Source organism: Natronosalvus halobius (assembly GCF_024138145.1).
GTDB lineage: Archaea > Halobacteriota > Halobacteria > Halobacteriales > Natrialbaceae > Natronosalvus > Natronosalvus halobius.
Genome location: NZ_CP099997.1, coordinates 292,154 through 315,718, shown reverse-complemented (window position 1 = coordinate 315,718; position 23,565 = coordinate 292,154). Strand labels below are relative to the sequence as shown.

The 23,565-nt window shown below is 63.0% G+C and carries 22 protein-coding genes and 1 tRNA gene; 11 read left to right on the top strand and 12 right to left on the bottom strand.

Annotated elements, in window-relative coordinates; all coding sequences use genetic code 11:
* Positions 1–8 precede the first annotated feature (8 nt).
* Positions 9–848, top strand: coding sequence for a hypothetical protein (locus tag NGM15_RS01615; protein ID WP_253434416.1), 840 nt, complete (start codon positions 9–11; stop codon positions 846–848).
* Between the two features lie 81 nt (positions 849–929).
* On the opposite strand, the gene udk is transcribed toward NGM15_RS01615, so the two are convergent.
* Positions 930–1,589: a uridine kinase gene (gene udk, locus NGM15_RS01610; protein WP_253434413.1), complete on the bottom strand. Its 660-nt coding sequence runs from the start codon at positions 1,587–1,589 to the stop codon at positions 930–932.
* Between the two features lie 121 nt (positions 1,590–1,710).
* Between udk and NGM15_RS01605 the strand changes: the two genes are divergently transcribed.
* Positions 1,711–2,475, top strand: a complete 765-nt coding sequence (locus tag NGM15_RS01605; protein ID WP_253434410.1) for an aldo/keto reductase — start codon at positions 1,711–1,713, stop codon at positions 2,473–2,475.
* Between the two features lie 179 nt (positions 2,476–2,654).
* On the opposite strand, the gene NGM15_RS01600 is transcribed toward NGM15_RS01605, so the two are convergent.
* Together NGM15_RS01600 and NGM15_RS01595 are read right to left on the bottom strand one after the other, a co-directional pair.
* The gene (locus NGM15_RS01600) at positions 2,655–3,080 is read right to left on the bottom strand and encodes a JAB/MPN domain protein-containing protein (protein WP_253434407.1); all 426 of its coding nucleotides are present in this window, start codon (positions 3,078–3,080) and stop codon (positions 2,655–2,657) included.
* A gap of 84 nt (positions 3,081–3,164) precedes the next feature.
* Positions 3,165–3,848, bottom strand: coding sequence for a hypothetical protein (locus tag NGM15_RS01595; RefSeq protein ID WP_253434404.1), 684 nt, complete (start codon positions 3,846–3,848; stop codon positions 3,165–3,167).
* A gap of 122 nt (positions 3,849–3,970) precedes the next feature.
* Here NGM15_RS01595 and NGM15_RS01590 point away from each other — a divergent pair, with 122 nt between their 5' ends.
* Entirely contained in the window at positions 3,971–4,690 is a 720-nt protein-coding gene (locus tag NGM15_RS01590) for a VOC family protein (protein WP_253434401.1), read from the top strand.
* 14 nt (positions 4,691–4,704) lie between these two features.
* On the opposite strand, the gene NGM15_RS01585 is transcribed toward NGM15_RS01590, so the two are convergent.
* Positions 4,705–4,995, bottom strand: a complete 291-nt coding sequence (locus tag NGM15_RS01585) for a DUF5779 family protein (protein ID WP_253434398.1) — start codon at positions 4,993–4,995, stop codon at positions 4,705–4,707.
* A 159-nt stretch (positions 4,996–5,154) separates the two neighbouring features.
* On the opposite strand from NGM15_RS01585, the gene NGM15_RS01580 reads away from it, so the two are divergent.
* Positions 5,155–5,225 (top strand) — tRNA-Pro (locus NGM15_RS01580).
* 622 nt (positions 5,226–5,847) lie between these two features.
* On the opposite strand, the gene NGM15_RS01575 is transcribed toward NGM15_RS01580, so the two are convergent.
* The 3 genes from NGM15_RS01575 to ilvD form a co-directional block, all read right to left on the bottom strand.
* Entirely contained in the window at positions 5,848–6,081 is a 234-nt protein-coding gene (locus tag NGM15_RS01575) for a hypothetical protein (protein ID WP_253434396.1), read from the bottom strand.
* 333 nt (positions 6,082–6,414) lie between these two features.
* Positions 6,415–7,563 (bottom strand): S8 family peptidase, encoded by a 1,149-nt coding sequence (locus tag NGM15_RS01570; RefSeq protein WP_253434393.1) that lies wholly within the window; start codon positions 7,561–7,563, stop codon positions 6,415–6,417.
* A gap of 973 nt (positions 7,564–8,536) precedes the next feature.
* Complete coding sequence (gene ilvD, locus NGM15_RS01560) at positions 8,537–10,279, bottom strand: dihydroxy-acid dehydratase (RefSeq protein WP_253434387.1); 1,743 nt, start codon at positions 10,277–10,279, stop codon at positions 8,537–8,539.
* Between the two features lie 204 nt (positions 10,280–10,483).
* Between ilvD and NGM15_RS01555 the strand changes: the two genes are divergently transcribed.
* Complete coding sequence (locus NGM15_RS01555; protein WP_253434384.1) at positions 10,484–10,762, top strand: HalOD1 output domain-containing protein; 279 nt, start codon at positions 10,484–10,486, stop codon at positions 10,760–10,762.
* Positions 10,763–10,856: 94 nt separating this feature from the next.
* On the opposite strand, the gene rqcH is transcribed toward NGM15_RS01555, so the two are convergent.
* Both rqcH and NGM15_RS01545 read right to left on the bottom strand, forming a co-directional pair.
* Positions 10,857–13,049: a ribosome rescue protein RqcH gene (gene rqcH, locus NGM15_RS01550; RefSeq protein ID WP_253434380.1), complete on the bottom strand. Its 2,193-nt coding sequence runs from the start codon at positions 13,047–13,049 to the stop codon at positions 10,857–10,859.
* Positions 13,050–13,208: 159 nt separating this feature from the next.
* Positions 13,209–13,784, bottom strand: a complete 576-nt coding sequence (locus tag NGM15_RS01545; protein ID WP_253434377.1) for a twin-arginine translocation signal domain-containing protein — start codon at positions 13,782–13,784, stop codon at positions 13,209–13,211.
* 790 nt (positions 13,785–14,574) lie between these two features.
* Here NGM15_RS01545 and NGM15_RS01540 point away from each other — a divergent pair.
* Positions 14,575–14,829, top strand: coding sequence for a hypothetical protein (locus NGM15_RS01540; RefSeq protein WP_253434375.1), 255 nt, complete (start codon positions 14,575–14,577; stop codon positions 14,827–14,829).
* A gap of 166 nt (positions 14,830–14,995) precedes the next feature.
* Here the strand turns inward: NGM15_RS01540 and NGM15_RS01535 are convergent, their stop codons facing one another.
* The gene (locus tag NGM15_RS01535) at positions 14,996–15,919 is read right to left on the bottom strand and encodes a DUF5806 family protein (RefSeq protein ID WP_253434371.1); all 924 of its coding nucleotides are present in this window, start codon (positions 15,917–15,919) and stop codon (positions 14,996–14,998) included.
* A gap of 45 nt (positions 15,920–15,964) precedes the next feature.
* On the bottom strand, positions 15,965–17,953 hold the full coding sequence (locus NGM15_RS01530) for a beta-propeller domain-containing protein (protein ID WP_253434368.1): 1,989 nt from the start codon (positions 17,951–17,953) through the stop codon (positions 15,965–15,967).
* A gap of 160 nt (positions 17,954–18,113) precedes the next feature.
* On the opposite strand from NGM15_RS01530, the gene NGM15_RS01525 reads away from it, so the two are divergent.
* The 4 genes from NGM15_RS01525 (at position 18,114) to NGM15_RS01510 (ending at position 21,130) form a co-directional block, all read left to right on the top strand.
* Positions 18,114–19,250 carry a thiolase family protein gene (locus NGM15_RS01525; protein ID WP_253434364.1) on the top strand — a complete coding sequence of 379 codons (1,137 nt, stop codon included), beginning with the start codon at positions 18,114–18,116 and terminating at the stop codon, positions 19,248–19,250.
* Between the two features lie 277 nt (positions 19,251–19,527).
* Positions 19,528–19,863, top strand: a complete 336-nt coding sequence (locus NGM15_RS18865) for a DUF7344 domain-containing protein (protein WP_425494460.1) — start codon at positions 19,528–19,530, stop codon at positions 19,861–19,863.
* Positions 19,864–19,945: 82 nt separating this feature from the next.
* The gene (locus tag NGM15_RS01515; protein WP_253434358.1) at positions 19,946–20,737 is read left to right on the top strand and encodes a TrmB family transcriptional regulator; all 792 of its coding nucleotides are present in this window, start codon (positions 19,946–19,948) and stop codon (positions 20,735–20,737) included.
* A 66-nt stretch (positions 20,738–20,803) separates the two neighbouring features.
* The gene (locus NGM15_RS01510; protein WP_253434355.1) at positions 20,804–21,130 is read left to right on the top strand and encodes a HalOD1 output domain-containing protein; all 327 of its coding nucleotides are present in this window, start codon (positions 20,804–20,806) and stop codon (positions 21,128–21,130) included.
* A gap of 94 nt (positions 21,131–21,224) precedes the next feature.
* Here NGM15_RS01510 and NGM15_RS01505 read toward each other — a convergent pair whose 3' ends face one another.
* Positions 21,225–22,046, bottom strand: a complete 822-nt coding sequence (locus NGM15_RS01505) for a TrmB family transcriptional regulator (RefSeq protein WP_253434352.1) — start codon at positions 22,044–22,046, stop codon at positions 21,225–21,227.
* Between the two features lie 537 nt (positions 22,047–22,583).
* On the opposite strand from NGM15_RS01505, the gene NGM15_RS01500 reads away from it, so the two are divergent.
* Complete coding sequence (locus NGM15_RS01500; protein WP_253434350.1) at positions 22,584–23,561, top strand: ROK family protein; 978 nt, start codon at positions 22,584–22,586, stop codon at positions 23,559–23,561.
* Positions 23,562–23,565 lie beyond the last annotated feature (4 nt).

Below are 23,565 nucleotides of genomic sequence, written 5' to 3'. Positions count from 1 at the left end.
CCGATATGATGACTCGAGATCAGCTTCGGCGACGGAAATTCGTCGAGTTATTTGGTGGAGTTACGCTCGCCGCTACTCTCGCGGGATGCTCGTCCGACGAGGCAGGCGAAGACGAGACGGAAACGACCGACGATTCCGGGAACGACGATACCGGGGGTGGCGACGGTTCGGACGACGATACTGAAGACGCTTCGGACGATTCCTCGGATGATGGAGATGGTACTGAGGATGAGACGGAGGACGAGTCTGAAGAGACGAACGAGGACGATGACGACGATGACGACGATACCGACGAATCGTCTTCTGAACCCGAGGAAATGACGTTCTCGGGGTCGGGGGCAGAAGTCCACGACGACCTCGAGATCGAAGGCGGTCTTACCGTCGTCGAGGCCACTCACACGGGTGGAAGCAGCAACTTCCAGGTACACCTGGTCCCCTCGGAGGGGGATTTCGACGAGATGTTCGTAAACGAGATCGGGGAGTACGAAGGAGCGACAGCCGCTCTCATCGATTCCGATACGTACCAGTTAGACGTCGAAGCCGACGGTGACTGGGAGATCACCATCCGCCAACCGCGAGCGACTAGCGGCGATTCGCTTCCACAGTCAATAGACGGCACCGTGAACGAAGTGTTCGGACCGTTCGAGTTTGGCGGTAGTCACACGGCAGTAGGTGAACACAGGGGTGATGGGAACTTCATCGTTCAGGTGTATCCACCCGAAGGAGACTGGGGTGAACTGGTATTCAACGAAATTGATGAATACGAAGGAGAGACCACCTTCCGGCACGATGGCGTCGGATACGTGGCTGTCGAGGCTGGTGGAGATTGGTCGCTCTCCCTCGAGTAGGGGCACCACTCACCAAACGTTTGTGACAACTATTAGCAAAATTGCTCGAGGTTGAGTCTCCTTCGACAGTAGAGTCCGCGATCAGTCGTGATCCAGCGTCTCGAGTGGCTCTCGCGGCTCGAACTCCTCGGAGAGTTCCGACTCGATCTTCTCGGTGAGCAGGTCGATCGCCATCCGATTGACTCCCTCGGGGATGATGACGTCCGCGTGCTTCTTCGTCGGCGCGACGAACCGCTCGTGCATCGGCTTGACCGTCTCGAGGTACTGGTCGATGACGCCCTCCAGGTCCCGACCGCGGTCGATCACGTCCCGCTGGATCCGCCGGAGGATGCGGACGTCGGCATCGGTCATGACGTAGACGCAGAGGTCGAGCATCTCGAGGATCACGTCGTCGTACAGCGCGAAGATCCCCTCGACGACGATGACGTCCGTGGGCTCGACGGTGACCGTCTCGTCCATCCGGTTGTGGCGCTCGAAGTCGTACTGGGGCATCTCGATCGGTTGCCCCATCGAGAGCGTATCGAGGTGCTCGCGCAGGAGTTCCCACTCGAAGGCCGAGGGGTGGTCGTAGTTGACCTCAGTCCGTTCCTCGTATTCGAGATGCGAGAGGTCCTCGTAGTAGTTGTCGACGGGGATTCGAGTGACGGCTTCGCCGACCGCCTCGGCGACGTCGCGGGCGACGGACGTCTTCCCGGCGCCCGTTCCTCCGGCGATCCCGACGACGAAGGAGGGGATACTCATTACTCGAGGATCGAAACGCACGGTTAAGAAGACGGTGGTCTCGGGTGGCCCGAGAGCCACGCAGTACGAGGCTCGGGTAGCCGACCGGGACACCGAAATACCGCGGGCAGCTAGTCTCCACATGGACCTGCCACCGATCGGTCTCGGTACGATGGGCATCGAGGACCCCGACGTGATCGCGACCGCCCTCGATGTCGGCTACCGTCACCTCGACACCGCACAGATCTACGGCAACGAGGCCGTCGTCGGTGAGGGAATCGCCCGGAGCGACGTCCCACCAGACGAGCTCACCGTCGCCACCAAGGTCTGGGCCGACAGCCTCGCCCCCGACGACGTGATCGACAGCACCGACGCAAGCCGTGAGCGCCTCGGGGTGGAGACGATCGATCTGCTGTACGTCCACCGACCGATCGAGGCCTACAACCCCGAGGCGACGCTCCGCGCGTTCGACAGCCTCCGCGAGCGCGGCTGGATCGAGCACGTCGGCCTGAGCAACTTCACACCCGAGGAACTCGAGACCGCCCGATCGATCCTCGTGGCCCCAATCGCTGCCCACCAGGTCGAATTCCACCCGCTCTTTCGATCTCCAGGACTGCTCGAGCACGCCCGCCGCCACGAGTACCCCATCGTCGCGTACTCGCCGCTTTCCGGCGGTCGGGTACGCGAACTCGAGCCCGTCGTGGCGGTCGCCGAGAAGCACGATACGACGCCCGAGGCGGTGGCACTCGCGTGGGTTCTCGCTCACGACGGCGTCCACGCGATTCCGAAAGCCAGCAGTCGCGAGCACCTCGAGGCCAATCTCGACGCAGCCGGAATCGATCTCGAACCGAAAGACGTCGACGCGATCGACGCGATCGAGCGGCGTGAGGAGCTGTTTCCGGAGTGATTCTTTGGGTCGACGGCGGGTTCGTCGACGACCCTCGAAAACGGTGACACGACCCTCGGAAACGGTGACACGACCCTCGGGAACAGTGCCATTGTCCCAAGAACGACTCCACAAGTCCCGGGAGCGGCCCCACAGGTCCCGAAAACGGCGCCATGAGTCCCGGGAACCGCGAGGCCAGGCTACTCGAAGGACTCCACCGGCGGCTCCGCGTCGACGATCTCGAGCGGCAGTCGTTCGCCTGCCCGGTCGAACGCGGCGAACGACTCGGACGTCGGCTCCCACGGCGGAACGGCGACGAAGACGACCTCCGCGAGGTCGTCCCGTCGCGTGACCAGCAGTTCGCCGGTCGGATGGGAGACGAATCGGCCCTGGGTCTCCCTGGCCGGCGTCGACAGCGTGACGCCGAAGACGGCGTTGACCGCATTGCCTGGATCGGGCAAGAAGAAGTCGGTGAATACTGGCGTCTCCTCGGGGAGCACACCCGCATCGGCACCCTCGAGTGTTGACGACTCCGAGACGGAGAGGCCCGTCGTCAGTCGCGACGGCTCGGCGTCGGCTGCCAGCTCTAGCAAGACGTCGACCAGCCCGCGGGTGATGTAGACCACAGTTACGACTCGAGTTCCGCCCGGAAGCTACAAAGACCTGTTCCCGTCGTGGGTTGGCTCGCGGCCTTCGTTTGGGCCTCAGGGTCAAAACGGCAGGAACTGTCGAACCGCCCCGGCGTACACTCTGGGCGTCCGTCGCCGCGACGTATCGAGGGTCTCCGACAGAATCCGAGTCGCGTCGTCGTGGATCCCCTCGCCGTGGCCGACCAGAATCCGTTCGGGACGGTAGCCGCCGAGCGTCCCACGCGGAGGCGACAAACGGCGCATTGGATGGACGCCGAGCGGTTCGTCGCCCGCCCGGAAGTACGCCACCGTCCCGAGCGATTCGGAGACGATCAGCGTTCTGCGAACGGGGTCGTACAGCCCGACCTCCTGCCAGAAGCGCCCGTCCTTCACCACGAACGACTCGAGGCCCGTGTCCGCGAGTTCGTCGCCGAACCTGACGACCGGTGCGCCGACCTCCTCGCTCACGCCGTCGAACCACTCTGGCAGGTAGACCGCGGCGTCGTGGCGTTTGGCAATCGCTCCCGCGTCGCGCTTGTGTCGGTCGAGCATGACGACGACGCCGGCCACCTCGCCGAGCGACGCGAGCAGTTCGTCGACTCCGTCGGCGTCGACGGGGTCGAAAACCCAGACCTCGCCGTCGATTTCGAGGGCGTGGCTGGCCCGCTCCATCGCCTCCTCCGGATGGGCAATCCAGCCGACGCCGCCGTCGAATCGGTCGATCTCCTGGAGGGCCGTCTCACTCTCGTCGACACGAAAGCTCATGGCTATTGTTTCGAACGCAACGACCATAAACGTCATACAGAATCGCCAACATTTCGTCGCCGAACCGGTCCGACGTTCGTGACAGCGATGGGACTTTGAGGCCGTCCGGCGTACTCGGTCGTATGCTGACCAGGCTGGCCTGGCTGGGGCTGGAAGTCGAGTTCCTCGCACCCGCGCGCCGGTTCTACGAGGAAACCCTCGAGTTGTCGACCACGGATCGACCCCTCGCCCGGCACGCGGACGAGGCGCGAGGCGACGACGGACGAACGGTCGTCTTCGACGCCGGTGGGACAGATCTGATCCTCCGACGGCCGACGAGGCTCCCGCGCGGCGGGCTCCACACTCACTTCGCCTGCTCGATCCCGGCCGCCGAGTACGACGACTGGTGGGACGCACTCGAGGACGAACACGACCTCCAGGAGCACACCTTCGGTGACGCTCGCTCGCTCTATCTTTACGACCCCGACGGCAACTGCGTGGAACTGGGCCAGAGCGACGTTCCAGGACCGGGCATCGACGGCGTCTTCGAGGTCGTCCTCGAGGTCGCGTCGCTCGAGGACGCCGAGGACCGCTACGGGCGTCTGGGGTTCGAGACCGTCGACCGCGGCTCGGATCGGCGTCGAATTCGGATGAACGGCCCTGTCGCGCTCGAACTCTGGGAACCCCAACTGGGGCTGGCCGACGCCAGGGGCGGCGTCCACGTCGACCTGGGATTCCAGACGGACGACCTGGAAGCCGTCGAAGCCGCGCTCGAGGGGTGGGCTTGCTCGCTCGACCGATCCAACTCACGGCTCGTTGCGCGCGACCCCGACGGCCACCACCTGACTGTGTTCGAGGATTGAAAACCGAAACTCGCTCAGAGACGGCTCGTGTCCACGTCGATGCCCGACGGCGCGACGATCAAGAAGCCCCGAAAGTGGACTAACGTGCCGCCCGCTTCCTTGATGTCTCGAGCGAAGCCTGCCGCCAGTTCGTTGACGTCGCCGTTTACGTTCAGTACCAAAACGTTGCCCGCGTCGATGGCCTCGAGCCACTCTTCGGGGTCTTTCGAGCCGTCCAAGACGTCCAGCAGGATGCTCCCCTCGAGATCGAGTTCGTCGTCGATGTGTTCCTCGGCGGTTCGAAGGTCGAGGTCGAAATCGCTCATGTGCGGAGGTTGAACCCCGACGAGAAAAACGTTCCCCCGCCGATAGCTCTCTTGGTGGGCGTCCAGGTGGGGCGACGGGTCGGCGGCGGCGAGCGAAAGAGTCGCACCCCGTCCCCGAAGCGATACCCTTAAACAATGCACACGCATCGTTCCAGATGCGGGACCGTGGGGTAGTGGTATCCTCTGCGGATGGGGTCCGTAGGACCCGAGTTCGACTCTCGGCGGTCCCACTCATTCATTCGCGGTGCTCATTCATTCGTGAGACCGCCGAACATCGCAAATTCTTCGAGTTTGCTCAATCTCGGCGGTCCCATATTTTGCGACGCAACAATGGGAGTTCGAGATGCTGTAGGACGGTATCTCGGCGATTAAATCGAAAGTCACTGCTTTCCATCTACGACTATCTCGAGCAGTTCCCCTGCGTCTAAGTAACTCATCGGACCGCGTCCATCGGTACGGCGAGTGCGATTCGTCTCGTCGATCGAGCTGTGGGAGCGGCGTCAGCGGGGACGTCGCAATTCCTGTTCCCGAGGTCGTACCTGGTCGCCACGGGGATGAGTCTGCGTGAAAATCAGCACTCAATTCTCGAGCGGTACTTCTCGATCTGGATGCTCTACTCGCCTTACTTCATTAATGACCGCTCTGAAAGTGAGGAACGCACTCACAAATACCAGCGGGAAAAGTTGCGGTACCACTACTGCAAAAAGGGACAATTGTATTGCAAGACCGATCCAGAAAATATCTTTCTGTCGCGATTCACTGGAGGGCATAGTAACAAATCGGACGTGTTTGATTTATATCTTTTCTAATTTAGGGGGTTTTCAGCGGTCACAACAGATGGGAACTGATCGGTCAGAGGATATTTGGCGTGAGTAGCCGGAAGGGGTTCGAGCGCTCCGGCGTCGTCGCGCTGGCGGTCGTCCGTGAACCTGTTCGAAACACCCAGAAGATATCGATTTGTGTCGAGAGCGTCCATTCGGTCGGCAACGCGAAGGTGCCGGAGGCATCGAGAAACCGACGCTCGTCGATACCGATCTGGCGGACGGCGACTGGCTGAACACGTTCTGATAGTCGCGTGAGCGCCACTCCTCCGAGATCGTGATGACGACACACGCCCACGGTCCAGCGGCGCCGAGCATGGTCGACGGATAAATCGACTTCGGGGGGCGGTCGTCTTTCTCGGCGACAGGGTAGCAAAGCGATTCACATTGCGCTCGGTTTCGATGCCACGCGACACGCCAGGACGGGAGACAATTCCCGAGCGAGCGTTGGCCGAAGACGACGATTGACCTCGAAAATCAGCGTTCGATTCCATTCCAGATTCATTTACCCGTGTACGTCGTCGAGTTCACTACATTCCCATCGTCTTACTGAAAACAAGTCGCGTACTCAGCGACGACAAAACGGGGACCGGTTTGTTCAGCTCGAGAGACCGAGCGCCGCGGCGACGTCGAGCAGGCCGCTTCCCTGCTCGTTGTCCGAGAGCCCGATGTCTTCGGCCGTGTCTTTCAATTGCTGGCGGGCTTCGGTGTTCGTGTAGCCGTTAGCCATCAACTGACCGCCTGCGCCAGCAACGTGCGGGCAGGCCATCGAGGTTCCGGAGAACGTGTCGTACCCGCCACCGGGGACCGTCGAGTTGACGTCCTCGCCAGGCGCAGCGATCTCGACCTCGGAACCGGTCGAGGAAAAACTCGCCAGCGAGTCGTCCTCGCTGGTCGCACTGACGGCGATGAACTCCGGATAGGCGGCCGGGTAGCCGACGCAGTCAGAACACGGGCCGGAATTGCCCGCGGCAGCGACGAGCAACACGCCGTTGTTGTACGCGTACTGACCGGCGTCTCTGAGGGCCTGGGAGCCGGAACTCGCGCCGAGGCTGAGGCTGGCGACGTCCCAGCCCTGGTCGGCGACGTACTCGACACCGGCCGCGATGTCGGAGAACGATCCGCTGCCGCGCTTGTCCAGGACCTTGACCGCGTGCAGCGTCGCCTCGGTGGAGACGCCGACGACGCCTTCGTTGTTGTCGAGGGCGTCGGCGGTGCCCGCGCAGTGGGTGCCGTGGTCGTTGTCGTCGTCCCAGTCCTGGCCACACGAGTTCGGGCCGCCCTTGCAACTTACGAACGCCCTGCCTTCGCCCAGGTTGGCCTGTAGGTCGGGGTGATCGGAGTCGATTCCGGTGTCGAGAATTGCGATGTCGGCCCCGGCGCCGGTCTCGCCGTTGTCGTGGGCGACGTCGGCGTCCACGCGGTCGATCCCCCACGGCGTGGATTGTGCGAGTGCGTGCATCTCGCCGTTTTCCTCGACGTATCGTACGTTGGGGTTGTTCTGTAGCCCGGAGACGGCGCGTTTGGGTACCCGAATCGTGACCGCGTCGAACGCGAACTCGCGAACCGTGTCCGAGGCTGCATCGAGTGCCGCGGCTCGACCGCTGCCGTTCGAGAAGCCGACGTTGACTTCGACGATGTCGTCTGGGTCGGCTGCTGCCAGCCCAGAGACCCCGGCGGTCGCGAGCGTGCCGCCCACTGCTTTCAACACTGTTCGTCTGTCAACTGGGTGCGTATCCCGTGACATCCGTTTTCACGTGACACTCACCCAAAGATGAACGTTTCGGTCCTAACATTCATATGTTAAGTGAATAGCAAATTAAGTAAGGCAATGACGGTCACCATCGTATATAAAAATACATTCGAACTAATTTAGAGTCAATAACGATATAATAACAATCCTTCAACACAACTGCCCGTGCTGGTTGTATCGACGTATTAACGCTATCTGCTCACCCACGATGCTCGAGGCAGCGGTCGGTATCGGCCACACACTGTATGCTCGAGGGTGGACAGCATCCGTCGCATATTCGGGTGGGGTAATATCGTCACACGCCAGACCGTCGACTGGTCGGGTGTGCCGTCACGACGTGAAAGGGGCGTTCGCGATGGTTGTGGCGAGGCAATTCACCTGATCGCTCGGAAGTGTTCGGATCCACACCGACAGGAGTGCGTTCCGATCGGGCGGATACGACCGCTCTGGAGCTTTTTCGCTGCGTATACCGACTCGCAGCGTTCGCACACGGCCATGACGCGATTGTGCTCGCGCAAGGCGATCACCCCGATCGTGCAGACGACGCCCGGGAATTTCAATATTCGCCCCGGTTTTCTGACACGATGGCGGCGGTCGATCTCGGCAGCGTGTCGACTGGCGAGAGGGAAGCCGGTTAGACCGGATCGGTAGTGGTATTCGAGTCCCCGCCTGCATCCTCGTCGACAGCAATCAGTTCGGTCGAACCGCAATTGCACCCCTCGGAGCCGATAGGTTGCACCTCGCCGTCGGGCCACCGTCTGGCAGCGTATCCGGATCCACAATTGCGACAGACGGCGATAACGCGTTCGACGTCGTCTTTCCTGTAGGCCATTTTTCAACGCTCAGAGGCGCGGAGACTATTTGAGGGTAGCTATCAGCGTCTGTCAGCGGGGGGCAAACCGTTCTCGAGGTGCCCTTCATCGGGAGCCTCGAGAGGGAATCGCCGGTCGAATCGCCCGACGTCCGCTCAGTCTCGAGTGAGCCGCGGATTCGTCACGGCACCGTTCGACGCCGAGTCGAAGTCCCTGCAGTACTTCGCCAGGACGCCCCCGTCGTAGGCGGGGTCTGGCTGGCTCCACCCCTGGCGTCGCGCCTCGAGTTCCGCGTCGTCGAGGCCGACCTCGAGCGTCCGGTCAGGGATGTCCACCGTGACGACGTCCCCGTCCTGGAGCAGGCCGATGGGCCCGCCGACGAAGGCTTCCGGAGCGACGTGACCAATCATCGGGCCTCTGGTCCCCCCGGAGAACCGGCCGTCGGTGATGAGCGCGACGTCGTCTTCGTGACCCGCGCCGACGACCGCCGCGGTGACGCCGAGCATCTCGCGCATCCCGGGGCCACCACGAGGGCCCTCGTTGCGAATGACGATCACGTCGCCGCTCTCGATGTGGCCCTCCTGGACGTAGGCCATGGCGTCCTCCTCGTGCTCGAAGATCCGGGCCGGCCCCTCGTGGTGGAAGGCGTCGTCCCCGGTCACCTTCAACACGGCGCCGTCGGGGGCGAGGTTGCCCTCGAGGATTTTGATCGCGCCCTCCTCTTCCTTCGGCTCTTCGACCGTGTAGAGGAAGTCCGCCTCGATGTCGGCGTCGTTCGCCGGCAGGTCGCCGGTCGCCTCGAGGTGAGCGAGTTCCTCGGCGATCGTCCGGCCGGTGACGGTCATCGCGTTCCCGTGGAGGAGGTCCGCCTCGAGTAGTCGGCGGAGGACGACCGGGACGCCCCCGAGTTCGTGGAGGTCGTTCATCACGCGCGTCCCGCCGGGCTGGAGGTCGGCGATCTTGGGCGTCCGCCGCGAGATGTCGTCGAAGTCACCGATCTCGAGGTCGACGTCGGCCTCGCGGGCGAGCGCGAGCAGGTGGAGGACGCCGTTGGTCGACCCTCCGATGGCGGTCTGGAGGGCGATGGCGTTCTCGAAGGACTCGCGCGTGAGGACGTCCGAAGGGCGCCGATCTTCCTCGATGCACTCGAGGGCGAGTTCGCCCGCGCGTCTGGCGACCTCGTAGCGCTCTTCGTCCTCGGCGGGCGGCGAGGCGCTACCTAGCGGAGCCAGCCCGAGCGCCTCCGAAATCGAGGCCATCGTGTTCGCCGTGAACATCCCGCCGCAGGAACCGGCGCCGGGGCAGGCGTGACGCTCGAGGTCGTCGAGTTCTTCCTCGTCCATCTCCCCGGTTCCGTACGCGCCGACGCCCTCGAACACCTGGACGATGGTCACGTCCCGGCCCTCGTGCTGGCCGGGCATGATCGAGCCCCCATAGCAAAAGACGGAAGGAAGATCGGTGCGGATCGCGGCCATCATCATCCCGGGGAGGTTCTTATCGCAACCGGCGACCGTAACGAGGCCGTCCATCCGCTCGCCGAAGCTGACGAGTTCGACGCTGTCGGCGATGAGTTCCCGCGAGATGAGGGAGGCCTTCATCCCCTCCGTTCCCATCGAGATGGCGTCGGAGATGGTGATCGTGCCGAACTCGATGGGCATGCCGCCGGCCTCGTCGACGCCCTCGAGCGCCGAGTCGGCCACGTCGTCGAGGTGGACGTTACATGGCGTGATGTCCGCGGCGGGATTCGCCACCCCGATCATCGGCGAGCCGAAATCGTCGTCGTCGAATCCCATCGCCCGAAACATCGCCCGATGAGGCGCCCGATCAGCCCCCTCGGTCACGTCGCGGCTGGTCAGCCGCTCGTCTTTCCCGTGGTCGAACGCGTCGTCGCTGCTCATAGTCGCCACTTGGTTCGAGTGTGCATAAGTCACCCCACTCGGTCAAGTGGTGCCGGATTTCGAGGACGAATCGCGCGTACTCGGCGCCGACCCGCTGTGGCATACGCTCGATCCAGCGGCGTCTGGCGGGAGCATGACGACCGTCAGACACCTATCATTCCACTATCACCGGGATATTTATCGTCGGTTGTGGCCACCACAAATATGCAAGAGGACCACGATATCGGCTACCGGATCATCGAAGCCATTGCCACGCGAGAGGGCGTCGACCCGCTCGACGTCGACCCACCGCTCCACGACGCAGTCGACGTCGGTGCACTCCAGGACGTCTTTCGATCGACGAACGATTCCGTCTCCGTCTCGTTCGAGTACGGCCGGTACACGGTGCACCTCGACGGGCCCGAGTCGGTCCGACTCACCCCGCGGCCCGACTGTGACTCCTCTACCACTTGCGGCAGCCAGTCACCCCACGGCGAGGCGTAGCCGAGTACGGACGACGGACGACCCGATCGCCGAGGTCGAGGTCGAGGTCGAGGTAACCGCTTCTGAGCCCCACTGAGGGACCGCGCATCGAACGCTACTCCTGGAGCAGGCGACTCCCGCCCGGCGGCAGGAAGTGCGCGATCTGGTCAGGGCTCGCGATCTTTCTGACGAACGATTCGTCCGCGAAGCGTTCGCGGAGTTCGCGGTAGATGCGCTTTGCGGCGTCGGCCTGGGCGAACCGTCCAGGTTCGACCTCGATCGTCGTCACCGTCTGGCCCCCGATCGCCGACGGGGGCCCGCCGACGACTCGCGTATACGGCTCACACTGGATGCCAACCGCGACGCCAACGGGCGTGTCGTCCAGGTAGGTTCGGTCGCCGCGAATCGCGAATCCACCCTTCTCGAGGTACTCGCCGCTCTCGGGCGTCTTCGACACCTGATCGGAGTCGACGACGTAGACGTCGCCCGCGTATCGCCCGTCCTTCCAGACCGACGAGTACGAGACTGCGAACTGGGCCGCCTCCTGGACGCTCGAGTCGGGAATCTCGATGTCGCTCGACGACGCCTCGCTGGGATCGGTAGCCTTCAGAACCGTAACCGGGCCGCCGTGAGCCTGCGTGTGTAACACGCGGTCGCCGCGCTCGAGGTACTTCTTGACGAGTTCCTCGTTCTGGTCGGCGTTTCGCCCACCGATCACGAGGTAGTCGTCGCTGGTCCGGAACCACCGGAACCGCTCGTACCACTGCTCGTTCTGGCGAATCGGGACGGAGGATTCGGCGAGCCAGTCGCGTTCGTCGTCGCCCGCCTCGTCTATTTCTTCGTCACCGTCGTCGGCTTCCCACTCGTCGCGCCGACGCTCGATCTCCGCGAGTTCCTCGCGGGTGTCTTCGATCGCCGCCAGAGCGCCCTCCTTCTTCTCGGCGATTCGCTTTGCCTCCGTGTAGAGGCGGTCGGCGTTCTTCTCGACGCCGTCCTCGACCAGGAGCGTGATGGGGTCGCCCTCGAGGCGAATCGTCACCGTCCCCTCCTTCCCGTTGACGTCGACGAACGGCTGGGCGGCGTCCATCCCCTGTTCTTTGGCCTCGTCGAGTCGTCCGGCAATCTCGCCCCAGGGGACGCCGTCGTCGCGGGCCGAACGAACGGTCGACAGGAGGTCGTCGACCGTGCCGTAGTGGGCGTACAGCAGTTCGGCCTTCTCGCGCTCGGCCTCAGCTTGCTCGTCGAAGCCCTGGATTGCGCCCTCTTGCTGGTCGATGATCCGCTGGTGCTTGGCGATCTGTTCCTCGAAGTCCGGACGCTGATCGCGCGGATCCGGCTCGTCGGCGTCGAGGTCCAGCCGGAAGAAGTACTCCTCGAGGGCGCCGTTGAACGTCTCGTGGGATTCGCTGGCGAGGCCTTCGTGCTCCTCGAGCGGGAACGGGGTGACGTCGACGACGTGGGCGTTCGTCTCGTCTTCACGTTCCGCGTCCCCGTCGCCGCTGTTCCCGTCGCCGCCGCTGTGGCCGTTCTCGTCGTTACCATCGTTCCCGCCGCCCTCCAGTAACACCTGCGGCTCGAGATTGGCGTTTCGCAGGTCGAGTGCCAATCGCTCGGTTTCGCGGTAAATCCGTTCGTACTCGTCCTCGCCCGCGTTCTCGATGTCGAGGGTCTTCTCGACGCCCGCGCGGGTACACAGTTCCTCGGCGTAGAGGCCGCCGAAGTTGAGCTGGGTCGCGAGCGTCCGGACGACGTCCGTGTCGGAGTCGTCCATCTGGTGACCGAACGCCTCCCGCGAGACGGTGAGCGGATTGACGCGCGACTCCGGAAACTCGTACCGCGAGCCTGGAACGACCGTCCTGGACTTCAGTCGCACAGTTTCGAGGGAGTCGATCACCTCGTACTCGCGGTCCGTGACGGCGACGTTGCCCTGGCCGAACAGTTCGACGATGATCCGCGTCATCCCGTCCTCTCGATCGAAGACGAACTCGAGGATGCGGTCGAACTCGTACTGTTCGACGCCGACGAAGTCCGCCCCCGAAAGCCGGTTGCGAAGCATCATCGCGAACTGCGGCGGGCGACCTGGCGCGTCCGGCACCCGTTCGGGCGAGACGGTGTGGACGCGTTTGCGGTCGCCTACCTCGAGCATGAGTTCGACTCGGCCGCGGTCGAAGTCACGCATCTTGAGGCGAACGAGGTCGTCGCCGTAGAGGTAGGCCTTGTCGACTTTGGCCCCCTCGTAGGATCCGAGTTCACCGACGAGCGCCGCGAGGTCGACGCTGGTGAGTTCCTGCTTTGGCTCGGTGCTCATACACCACAGTGTCGCCCACGGTGGGAAAGACGTGTCGCTCTACGAGTGTGAAGAGTTCGAGCGCGCACAGGATCCGTCCACGGCTCCCGTTTCGGGCCGCTCGCAACATCGCCTGATCTTCGAGGTTCGAAAGAAAAATCCGAGACGAGGGTAATCGCGTCAGTTGCCGCCGCCGTTTCCGCCGCCGTTTCCGCCGCCGTTTCCGCCGCCGTTTCCGCCGCCGTTGCCAGCGCCGTTGCCGTTCTCCTCCTCCTCTTCCTCCTCCTCCTCGTCTGCTGCAGCGCCTCCAGCAGAGGCGCCAATATCGACCTCGAACAGGTTCAGCTCCGCATTGCGAATCGACACGGTGTCAGACGTCATCGTTCCCGTATCACCTTCGCTCACGTCCGCCTCGTCTTCGTCGACGAAGATGTGCCCTAATGGGCCGCCCGAACCGATATCAACCTGGATCACGTACACCTCCCAATCGTCGTCGAACTCGTCGCCGAGTGCCTCAACGAGGGTGTCTCGAGTTCCCGAGTCCATCTCCGCAAGGACCGTGAAATCGGCATCCGGGAAGTAATCGCGGCCGTGGATGACGACCTCACCATCCTGGAGTCCTTCGCCGTTCTCGTCGTCTTCCTGAGCCGCCACGTTCGTGCTGGCACCGGCACCGACAGCCAGGGCGGTTGTTGCTAACGCGCTCTTCTTCATGAATGACCGTCTTCCGTCGTCTGGGTCTCGTTCTTCTCTCATGTCTCTCAGCCCAGGTTGGGCGGTCGATTGCTTGGCCAAGGTTTCGTATAAGTAAGTTCGTTCGTTTCACTTCTTTTCGCAAACAGTCGGTGAATAATACCTCGTGCGGACACAATATTGGCTGTAGTGACCCTGGCCTCGCCTATCGAATTCGGTCTGTAACTGTTGATTTCTTCACCTGGCCGACGACTGCCGCTGTAACGGACGCATTTCCGCCTGAAACGCACCGACAGAGGTGGGTAATGATTTCTCGTTCGAAACCGAGGGAGTCGCTCAAGAATTCGTGGTCGATGTGGTCTCTCAGAGCGCGACGACCAGTGTGCTCAAGCCGTCGTTACATCGCAGTGTGAACGGCTACTGCCGCCGTTCAGCTGTACTTGACCCGATCCGAACTAGCAATAGCGTCAGGCTCTGGACGGACAAATGAACCAAATTTCTCCTCGAAACGGCTCAATTACGTGAAGGTGAACACCTCACCCAGTAGGGCGACCACTGGGCCGAACGTGATTTCAGCCCGGTTTTCCGTTGCGAGCAGCGCTAGACGATCACAATGACGCGAGCGCTGATCGCCACGACCGACGAAGGCATTCGTCATGCAATGGGACAGTCGATGAGGACCGAATGTGGGTCCGAATGGATAGCACCGTTGACCGTTCCGATGTCGTTCCTCGAGGCATCGACGACGCATCCAGGAGCGCTCAGGTGATCGACAACCTCAATATTCGATCGACGGTTATGCGAGGAGGACAGTCGTGTGGATGGTTTTTCCGGAAGTAACTGTCCGACGGGTATGATAGATGCGTGCGTCATGGCCGATCGAATCAAACCCACCAGAGTGATCGCACAGTGTCCCAACTGCGGGAACGTGTACGCCTCCTACGTCTGGCCCGACGGCTCGGTCAAGCCGATCGGCCAGCAAAAGGGTTGCTCATGCGGCTCGACGGATTTTATTGTGCTTGACGAGAATCGAACGGCCGTCGAGCCTCCGCCTGGCACCGAAAGCGAACGCAACGACGCGCTCGGCGGTCCCGTTTACCCGATCTGACGGTCCAATCGTCGGTCTCCGTCGTGAACGTCGTCGATGAACGAACCCGCCACAGGTTCGCTGGGTCCCGTTCGCCCGTCTGGCCTCGAGCGGTGGATCAGCGTCGCTCGAGGGGGAACGGTACCAGATCGTTGACGGCTCGTCTCACAGCCGGCCAGCAGATCGCCTACGTTTCTTCCTCCCGAAGTTCCTTGCTCGCCTCGCGAACCTCACGCATCACGCTCGAGATGCGCTCTTCGGCCTCGAGTTCGTCCTCGACAGAGAGGTCGACGCCCTCGACCTCCAGGAGGAACTTCGCGACCTCGGTGGCCTCGTACATGACGTCGTCGAGTTCCTCCGCGGTGAAGAAGTCACACATCGCGCCGTAGAGGAAGGTCGCCCCCGACTTTCGAACCTTCTCCTCGAAGGATGACCGGGCCTGGTTGACCGCCTGCGGCGTGTAGGTATCGGTCATGAACGGCACGAGTTCGGGCAGATTCTCGCCGATTTTGGTCATCTCGACGCCCGTCTCGGTCCGGAAGTCAGAACAGAGTCGGGCGATGGCCCACTCGCGGGCGGTGACGTACGTCCGGTCGCGCAGGAATTCGTTGACCCGGTCGTACTGGGCACCGTCCATCTTCTGGAAGCGGGCGTACTTCTGAACGTCGGCCGGGATTTCGTCGTCCTCGTCGACGGCGTCGGGGTCGGGGACGCCGGGCATCGGCGGTTCGGACGTCGCCGTCTCGTCGCGATCCTCGCTCGAGTACTCTGTCCCCTGTTCAGATTCCTCGTCTCGACTTTCGGGTTCGTCGTCGCGTGCCTCGGCTTCGACGTCACGAGCCTCAAATTCGTCGTCTTGCTCCTCGGATTCACCTGCGGTAGTTCGCTCCGACCTGTCCTCGGCGCCTCGACGGTCGCGTTCGCGTTCGCGTTCGTTCTCGGTGGCCGAGTCCGTTCCCTCCTCTGACCCAGGGGTCGTCCTCGAGGAGGTACCGGGGTCGGAGGCGTCGTTCCTGCCGTCCGACTCGGCGTCGCTATCGCCGTCGCGAACCGTCTCCCGGTCGCGGTCGTCGGCCCGCGATCCGGTGTCCTGGTCGCCGGTGTCGTCCATGCGACGTCATTCCCAGACGCTCGAAATAAGGGTTGTCCTCGCGCCCTACAGGTCGAGGCGCTTCACTTCCTCCCAGGTCGTCTGGTCGACGACGACCAGCTCGTCTTCGCCGAAGACGTACAGCGAGTCGTCGATGTACGTCGCCCGGAAGGCCGGACCGTCGGTATCGACGGTCATCACGCGCTCGAGGCCGTCCTCGTAGGCGTAGACGTGCCCGCCCTCGCTGCCCGGGAGGAAGAACACCCCGTGACGCTCGTCGAGCAGGAAGGCGTTGTGGCTCTCGCTGACGGCCGACCAGCGATCCTCGAGGATCTCGTCGTCCTGGATCACCGGGTTCTCGGGATCGCTCGCGTCGAAGATCACGGCCTTGACCTTCCCGTCTTCCTGCCCGATGCCGAGGATGCGCTCCTCGCCCAGCGGGTGGAGGTAGTCGGAGTAGCCCGGAAGCTTGAGTTCGCCCTCGAGCACCGGGTTCTCGTGGTCGGAGACGTCGATGACGTGGAACGGATCGATCTGGCGGAACGTGACGACGTAGGCCTTGTCGCCCTCGTAGCGCACGGAGTAGACGCGCTCGTCGACGCCCATGCCGGTGACGGAGCCGGTCACCTCGAGGTCGGAGTCGAGCACGTAGAGGTCGTTCTCCCACTCGGCACCCGGCGCGTTGATCGTCGTCGCGATGCGCAGGTGGCCGTCGTGTTCGTCCATCGACCACTGGTTGAGCGGCGTGCCGGGGACGGCACCGCCGGCGTCGACCGAGAGACTATCGTCGAAACCGACCGTGACGATCCCCGTCCGATCGAACGCTCGTTTGTTCTCCTCGACGTACTCCTCCCAGGCGTCGCGGAGTTCGCGCTCTTTCGTTCGTCGCTCGTCGTCGTCGAGTCCGACCCGCCAGTCGGCGAGGATGGCCTCGACCTCGGTCATGGTCGCGCGTTCGGAGAGGTCGTACCCCCGCAGGCGCTCGAGTCGCTCGAGCGTCCGGTCGTCGAGGTACGCTTCACCGGTCGTCAGGAGGAACTCGAGCCGAACGTCGGCGTGGGACGGCGAGTCCACGTACGTCAGGTAGACGCCGTTCTCGGAGACGTAGGTCGCGGTCGTGTACGACGACCCGAGGAAACTCACCGAATCCGTGACCTCGCCGCTCGAGGGATCCAGGCGCAACGTCGTGTACACCGTGTTGGCACCGTTCTGATCGCTCGGGTAGTGGACGTCCGTGCAGTCGACCGCGGGGCCGTCGTCGCCGAGCGGTTCGACCGGACAGGGCTCGGCCGGCGAGACGCGATCGGCCACGACGAGGTAGACGTCACCGTCGTAGAGGCGAGCCGTCTCGAGGTGACCCTCTAGGCCCGTCGACCAGGCCTCGTCGGGGTCTTCGGGGCTCGAGACGTCGTAGCCACGCAGGCGGTTGCGGTCGAACTGTACCAGCACGTCGTCGTCGGTCAGGAGCATCTCGCCCGAGCGCGGAATCTCGCTCAGCGCCGTCGGGTCGTTCGGCGTCGAGGCGTCGATGACGTGGGTCGCGCTCCCACCACGGAAGCGTCGGTCGCCGTAGTAGACGGTCTGCCCGTCGGTCTTCAGGATGTCGGGTTCGTCCAGCATTGCCTCCTGGACGTTCGTCTCGGCGTAGCGGCGCTCGTCGGCACTGGTGCTCGAGGAGTCGCCGCTCCTGGCCGCGTCGTCACTGGCATCGTTGCCGTTTCCGTTCCCGGCGTCCCCATCTGCGGCGTCATCCTCAGCCTCGTCGGTCGCGACGGCCGGCCGCCCCATTCCGAAGCCGAAGGACCTGGAGCCCTCGTTCGACGCCCGCAGGTAGTCGGCGAACGCCGCCTCGGAGTCGAACTGCTCGATGGTCGGCTGAGCGGTGTCGTTCGATAGCTGTCGATTCTCCGGTCCGTTGGTGTCGGCTGCCGCCGGCCTCGTCCCACCGAGTTCGCCGGCGAAGGCGAATCCCACGCTCGAGCCCACGAGCAGGGCGACGAGGGCGACTGCCAGCACCTGTCGATCGAATCCCATCGACAAGTGATTCGTCCCCATACCTCAATATACTAAGGTAAGGTAAAATCGCTCTTTCACCGTGAGTAATGTCGAGCACCTGTCTCGAGCCGAATCGTCAATCACGTCTCGAGCGTAAACTTCGCGTGCGTCTCCACGAGTTCTACGGCCATTTAAGTTCGTGAGGGACGTGCGAGTCGGTATGACACAGACGCCAGTGATCGTCCAGGCTGTCCGGACCCCCCAAGGGAAAGACGGCGGCGTGTTCGCCGACGTTCGCAGCGAGGATCTCTCCATTCCGCTGATCGACGAAATGCTCGCCGAAACCGGCCTCTCGGGCGAGGACGTCGACGACCTGATGTGGGGCTGTGCCCAGCAGCGCGACGAACAGGACAACAACATCGCCCGCGTCATCGCGCTCCTCTCGGAGCTCGGCGAGTCCGTGCCGGCGACGACGATCAACCGCTGGTGTGCCTCCTCGATGCAGGCGATCATCTCCGCCTCCGACGCCATCCGCGCCGGCCAGCGCGAGTGCATCATCGCCGGCGGCGTCGAGAACATGTCGAAGGTGTCGATGGGCGACAGCTACGCGACGCTCCACCCCCAGCTCGCGACCGAGTACAACGTCGGCGAACTCCAGATGGGGATGACCGCCGAAAAGGTCGCCGAGCGCTACGACGTCGACCGCGAGACCCAGGACGAGTACGCCCTCCAGAGCCACCAGCGCGCCCACGCCGCGACAGAGGAGGGTCGCTTCGAGGATCAGATCGTCCCCATCGAAACCGAGGACGGCACCGTGACGAAAGACGAGGGTATTCGCCCCGACACCGACCTCGAGACCCTGGCAGGACTCCCGACGGTCTTCAAAGGCGACGGAACCGTGACGCCCGGCAACGCCTCCCAGATCTCCGACGGGGCGGCGGGCGTGATGGTCACGAGCGAGGCCTTCGCGGAGGAACACGACCTCGAGATCATGGCGTCAGTGGGCTCGAACAACGTCGCCGGCGTCGACCCCACCGTGATGGGAATCGGTCCGGTCCCGGCCACCCGTGGGTTGCTCGAGCGCACTGGCCGGGACATCGAGGACTACGACCTGGTCGAACTCAACGAGGCGTTCGCGAGCCAGTGTGTCTACAGCCGAGACGAACTCGGCATCGACAACGAGCAGTTCAACGTCAACGGCGGTGCCATCGCGCTCGGTCACCCGCTCGGGGCCTCCGGCGCCCGCCTGCCCGTCACGCTGGTCCACGAGTTGCTCGAGCGAGGCGGCGGCCGCGGGCTAGCGACGCTGTGTGTTGGATTTGGTCAAGGAGCGGCGATCGAACTCGAGGTCGAGTAGAGCCTGAACTGGGTTTTTTGGTCCAGCTTTTGCGAGCGAGGCGCGAGCCGAGCGAGTTAAAAGGTGGTTGCGTCAGGGAGCGGCGATCGAACTCGAGGCCGAGTAAGGAGTCTCTCCGGTCGGAAGGAATAGCTCTGGAGCCAACCTCTCTTTTCGAGAGTGCAGGTGTAGAACACCCTGCTCAATCGTGATCTGACGGCATCTGGAGTGTGAGGATGCGAGTGAACTATGGGGTTAATCCCCGTGGCGACCGTTATAAGATTGAATTGGGCATACAATGAGTCAGACCACCTACAACATGTCAACCGAGACGGCGCTACACCTCGTCGCCAACCAACGACGACGATTGGTTCTCACGCAATTAATCGAAAGCGAGCAGAACGCCGTGGCGGTGGATCTGCTCGCCGAGCACCTGTCGCCGGAGAACCCTCCCCCAGACTCAGTTGAAACGAAGAGTTCCGAACGACTTCTTCTCGATCTGTATCACAACCATCTCCCGAAACTGGAAGAGGCCGGCCTCGTCGAGTACGACGATCGAACGGAAACGGTTCGCTATCATCCGAACGACCGCGTCGAAAAACTGCACCAGTTCGTCACCACTGAACTCGAGTAGCCTTCTCACAGCGTGACTCGTGGCCGGGTCGAGCGTGCCACCGGGAGGTAGGCTTTTTGCGCTCTCCATGGACGGATCAACTATGGTAGCATTCGACGAAGAGCAGGCTGAAGCCGAGGCACTCGACCGGTTACAGGATCTTGGGTTGTCCCAGTACGAAGCCCAGACGCTCATCAACCTCTTGCAGCTCGGGACGGGCACCGCACAGGACATCACTCGTATCAACGGCGTTCCCCGAACGCGGGTGTACGAAGCGGCGGATCGGCTCCACGAACTGGGGTTCGTCGACATTCAGCACACGACGCCGCGAAAATTCACCGTAATCTCGAAGGAGACCATCGTTCGTATGCTCAACACCAAACGCGAAACCACGATTACCGAACTCAGAGAGTGTCTGGAGGAGATCGGCCCCGCACAGCCACAGCGCGAGCAGTTCGGCGTCTGGACGGTTACCAGTCGAGAGGCGGTAGCCGCCCGCATCGACGAGTTCATCGCCGAGGCAGACGACCAGATCGTCTACATGACCGTCGACGAGTTACTCACCGACCCCCATCTCGACGCGCTGCAGGCTGCTGCCGACCGAGGGGTCGAGATCTATCTGGCGGGCATCTCGGAGGCGGTCGAGGATCGCGTTCGGGAGGAGGTGCCGTCGATCGACATATTCGAAACCCTCTGGGAGTGGCAGGATACGCCCGCCGGGAGCCTGTTGATCACCGACGAAGAGACGGCGCTCGTCAGCGCGCTCGTGAACGGGACCGGCGGCGCCGACGATATCGAGGAAACGGCGATCTGGGGCGCTGGCGACCGCAACAGCCTCGTCGTCGTCCTGCGAGCCATCTTCACGTGGCGACTCGACGACACTCGATCGGCGTGACCCTGTCCAATCGTTCACTCACATCATCACACCAGCTTAATGCTGTTTGGCCGCGTTGGACGAGCAATGGTCAGTAGTGATCGAGATGAAGATGCGCAGTCGTCAGAATCGGCTGCCGTTCGCCTCCGGAAAACGTACGACTGGTCGGCCACGGCGCCGAGTTTCGCCGTGATCGACGCCCTCGCAACCATCGAGAGCGTCGACCCAGCCGAGCTGCTGACCGTGTCCGAGACGACGCTTTACGATCACGCCGACCCGGAAGCGCTCGATATTCTCGTCCGAGAGCGGAAGTCGGAATCGATCGCCGTCACGATTTCGATCGACCCCTACCAGATCCGGTTCGACGGTGACGAACTGACCGTCTCAGAACCGAGCGATCCATCGTCACCGTAACGCTGCACGTCGGGCGGTCAGAAATCGCTCCTGGACCAAGACCGCGCTCCTGGACCACGAACGAGAATCACCACCGACCACTTCACCTGTCTGTCTACGCGTTTCCTGGATCGTTCGAAGGTGGCAATCCTGCCGACACCAGTCGCCGCAACAGCACCACGATTCCGTTTTCGAGACCGCGCGCGAACACCGCCTGCTCTTTCGTCTTCCCGTCGTCGGCGTCTGGATAGTACGAGCCGATCAGCAACGTCTCGCGATCGACGAGCAATATCCGACTGATCGCAACCTCGTGGGCGACCGCCGGTCCGGTGAGCCAGTCTAGATCGGTTTCGAACGTGCGTACGTTGGGGAGTCCCGTCCCGAGTTGCTCGATGATCGACTCTGTTTGCCCACCGAGAAGAATCGAGAGCTCTCGTTCTCGGGCCGCCTCGAGGCGCTCGAACAGCGTTTCCGACAGCAGTTCCTCGTCGACGACGAGCAGCGCGATTTCCGATTTCGCACCGTCGATGAGGTCGAGCGTCCGTGACTCGATCGCCTCGTTTCCCATCAGCGACCACACCTCCTGGAGCTGGGTGTCGGTCTCCTCGAGTTTCCGGCGTTCGATAGACTGGAGATACGTTTCGAGCGTTTCGATACGGGTGTCGTACTCCCGGCGGAGCGTCCGCGTCGCCTCGGCGATCCCCACCGCTCGAAACCGCTGTGGGCTCGCGTGCTGTACTTCGACCAGTCCCTGTGACTCGAGTACACCGATTGCGTCGTACACCCGCGTCCGAGGCACCTCGGAGATCTCGTGGATCTCTTTCGCCGTGCCGGTGGACAGTTGTGTGAGCGCCAGAAAACAGCGCGCTTCGTACTCCTTGAGTCCGAGTTCCTGCAACAGACTAATCGCCTCCGAGATGCGTTCTTCCTGTGTCATGGCCCAACCACGAGTCCGGTATTCCGAACGTGTGCGGTTGGCGGCGGTGACGGAAAAGGATTCGTGTCGTAGACTGCGTTCGAAACTGGATTCATTTCGGCGGGTCGTGCGGGGGCAACTCTGTTCACTCAGATAATCACACAAACTACTTGAAGTCCCAATCGCTATGGGGAACTGGCGTGTCCCGTTATGGCCCAACCACTATGGGGCACGCCGATGTCGCTTTCTACCGACCCTTGCGCTGAGTAGCGCGTCGTTCACTCGTGGCGCTTCCGTGACGGTTGAAAACGACAGCCAGTGATTGATTCAACGAGGCCGGGCTTTTCGTCCACCTGGTACGAACGAGGTCAAAATTACGAACGAAAATACAAGTGACTCGCGTACGGGCGTCTCCAATCGCACGGTGACGAATGTACCCTCCCAATAGACCGACCGGTCCTCTCGAGACGCGTGTTGACACGTGTAATGGGCGGTGTACTCGCTCTCGAGTAAGGATGTATGTAGTTAAGTGTGGGGACGTCGGTTGCACGGATAGGAATGGTCTACTACGCGGGCGTCGACCTCGGCGCGACCAACGTTCGAGCGGTCGTCGGCGACGGCGAGGGTCGAACCGTCGGCTCGAGCAAGAACGGGACGCCTCGGGGCCCGACCGGGATCGACGTGACCGAGAAGGTTCTCGCGACGCTGCGGGAAGCCTGCGCGGACGCCGGGGTCGAACCGGCGCGGATCGAGGCCGTCGGCATCGGCTCGATCGGCCCGTTCGACCTCGCCGAGGGAGCGGTGATCGACCCCGCGAACTTCCCGGACACGGTCGATCGGATCCCGTTGACGGGCCCGATTTCGGTGCTCGTCGACTCCGAGGAGGTCTACCTCCACAACGACACCAACGCGGGCGTCATCGGCGAACGATTCCACTCCGACCGAAACCCCGACGACATGGTGTACGTCACCATCTCCTCGGGAATCGGCGCGGGGGTGTGCTGTGACGGGCGGATCATCTCCGGCTGGGACGGCAACGCGGGCGAGGTCGGCCACTGTGTCGTCGACCCGCGCGGGCGATTGACCTGTGGCTGTGGCAAGGAAGGCCACTGGGAGGGCTACTGTTCTGGGAACAACATCCCCGAGTACGCCCGCCTGCTGGCCGAGGACGATCCGTCGATCGACACCAGCCTCCCCCTCGAGAATCCCGACTTCACGGCCAAGGACGTCTTCGACCTGGCCGGCCAGGACGAGTTGGCCGACCACACCATCGAGCAAGTCGCCCACTGGAACGTCATCGGCCTCACGAACGTCGTTCACTCCTACGCACCGCTGGTCGTCTCCCTCGGCGGCGCCGTCGTCTTGCACAACGAGGACCTGGTCGTCGACCCCATTCGCGAACGAGTCCCCGAGATGGTGATGTCGAACGTTCCCGAGATCACCGTCACCGAACACGGTGACGACGTCGTCCTGGAGGGGGCGTTAGCGAGTGCGATGACCGAGGGGACCGGCGACCGACGTCGACTGCGCGGATAGCGGG

Coding starts and splice junctions, on each gene's coding strand:
- NGM15_RS01570 (WP_253434393.1), bottom strand. CDS start 7,563: ATGTCACGGGATACGCACCCAGTTGACAGACGAACAGTGTTGAAAGCA.
- NGM15_RS01545 (WP_253434377.1), bottom strand. CDS start 13,784: ATGAGAGAAGAACGAGACCCAGACGACGGAAGACGGTCATTCATGAAG.
- NGM15_RS01615 (WP_253434416.1), top strand. CDS start 9: ATGACTCGAGATCAGCTTCGGCGACGGAAATTCGTCGAGTTATTTGGT.
- NGM15_RS01500 (WP_253434350.1), top strand. CDS start 22,584: ATGGTCTACTACGCGGGCGTCGACCTCGGCGCGACCAACGTTCGAGCG.
- NGM15_RS01585 (WP_253434398.1), bottom strand. CDS start 4,995: ATGAGCGATTTCGACCTCGACCTTCGAACCGCCGAGGAACACATCGAC.
- NGM15_RS01530 (WP_253434368.1), bottom strand. CDS start 17,953: ATGGGGACGAATCACTTGTCGATGGGATTCGATCGACAGGTGCTGGCA.
- NGM15_RS01515 (WP_253434358.1), top strand. CDS start 19,946: ATGGTAGCATTCGACGAAGAGCAGGCTGAAGCCGAGGCACTCGACCGG.
- NGM15_RS01605 (WP_253434410.1), top strand. CDS start 1,711: ATGGACCTGCCACCGATCGGTCTCGGTACGATGGGCATCGAGGACCCC.
- NGM15_RS01510 (WP_253434355.1), top strand. CDS start 20,804: ATGGTCAGTAGTGATCGAGATGAAGATGCGCAGTCGTCAGAATCGGCT.
- NGM15_RS01595 (WP_253434404.1), bottom strand. CDS start 3,848: ATGAGCTTTCGTGTCGACGAGAGTGAGACGGCCCTCCAGGAGATCGAC.
- NGM15_RS01555 (WP_253434384.1), top strand. CDS start 10,484: ATGCAAGAGGACCACGATATCGGCTACCGGATCATCGAAGCCATTGCC.
- NGM15_RS01590 (WP_253434401.1), top strand. CDS start 3,971: ATGCTGACCAGGCTGGCCTGGCTGGGGCTGGAAGTCGAGTTCCTCGCA.
- NGM15_RS01525 (WP_253434364.1), top strand. CDS start 18,114: ATGACACAGACGCCAGTGATCGTCCAGGCTGTCCGGACCCCCCAAGGG.
- NGM15_RS01540 (WP_253434375.1), top strand. CDS start 14,575: ATGATAGATGCGTGCGTCATGGCCGATCGAATCAAACCCACCAGAGTG.
- rqcH (WP_253434380.1), bottom strand. CDS start 13,049: ATGAGCACCGAGCCAAAGCAGGAACTCACCAGCGTCGACCTCGCGGCG.
- NGM15_RS18865 (WP_425494460.1), top strand. CDS start 19,528: ATGAGTCAGACCACCTACAACATGTCAACCGAGACGGCGCTACACCTC.
- NGM15_RS01505 (WP_253434352.1), bottom strand. CDS start 22,046: ATGACACAGGAAGAACGCATCTCGGAGGCGATTAGTCTGTTGCAGGAA.
- ilvD (WP_253434387.1), bottom strand. CDS start 10,279: ATGAGCAGCGACGACGCGTTCGACCACGGGAAAGACGAGCGGCTGACC.
- udk (WP_253434413.1), bottom strand. CDS start 1,589: ATGAGTATCCCCTCCTTCGTCGTCGGGATCGCCGGAGGAACGGGCGCC.
- NGM15_RS01535 (WP_253434371.1), bottom strand. CDS start 15,919: ATGGACGACACCGGCGACCAGGACACCGGATCGCGGGCCGACGACCGC.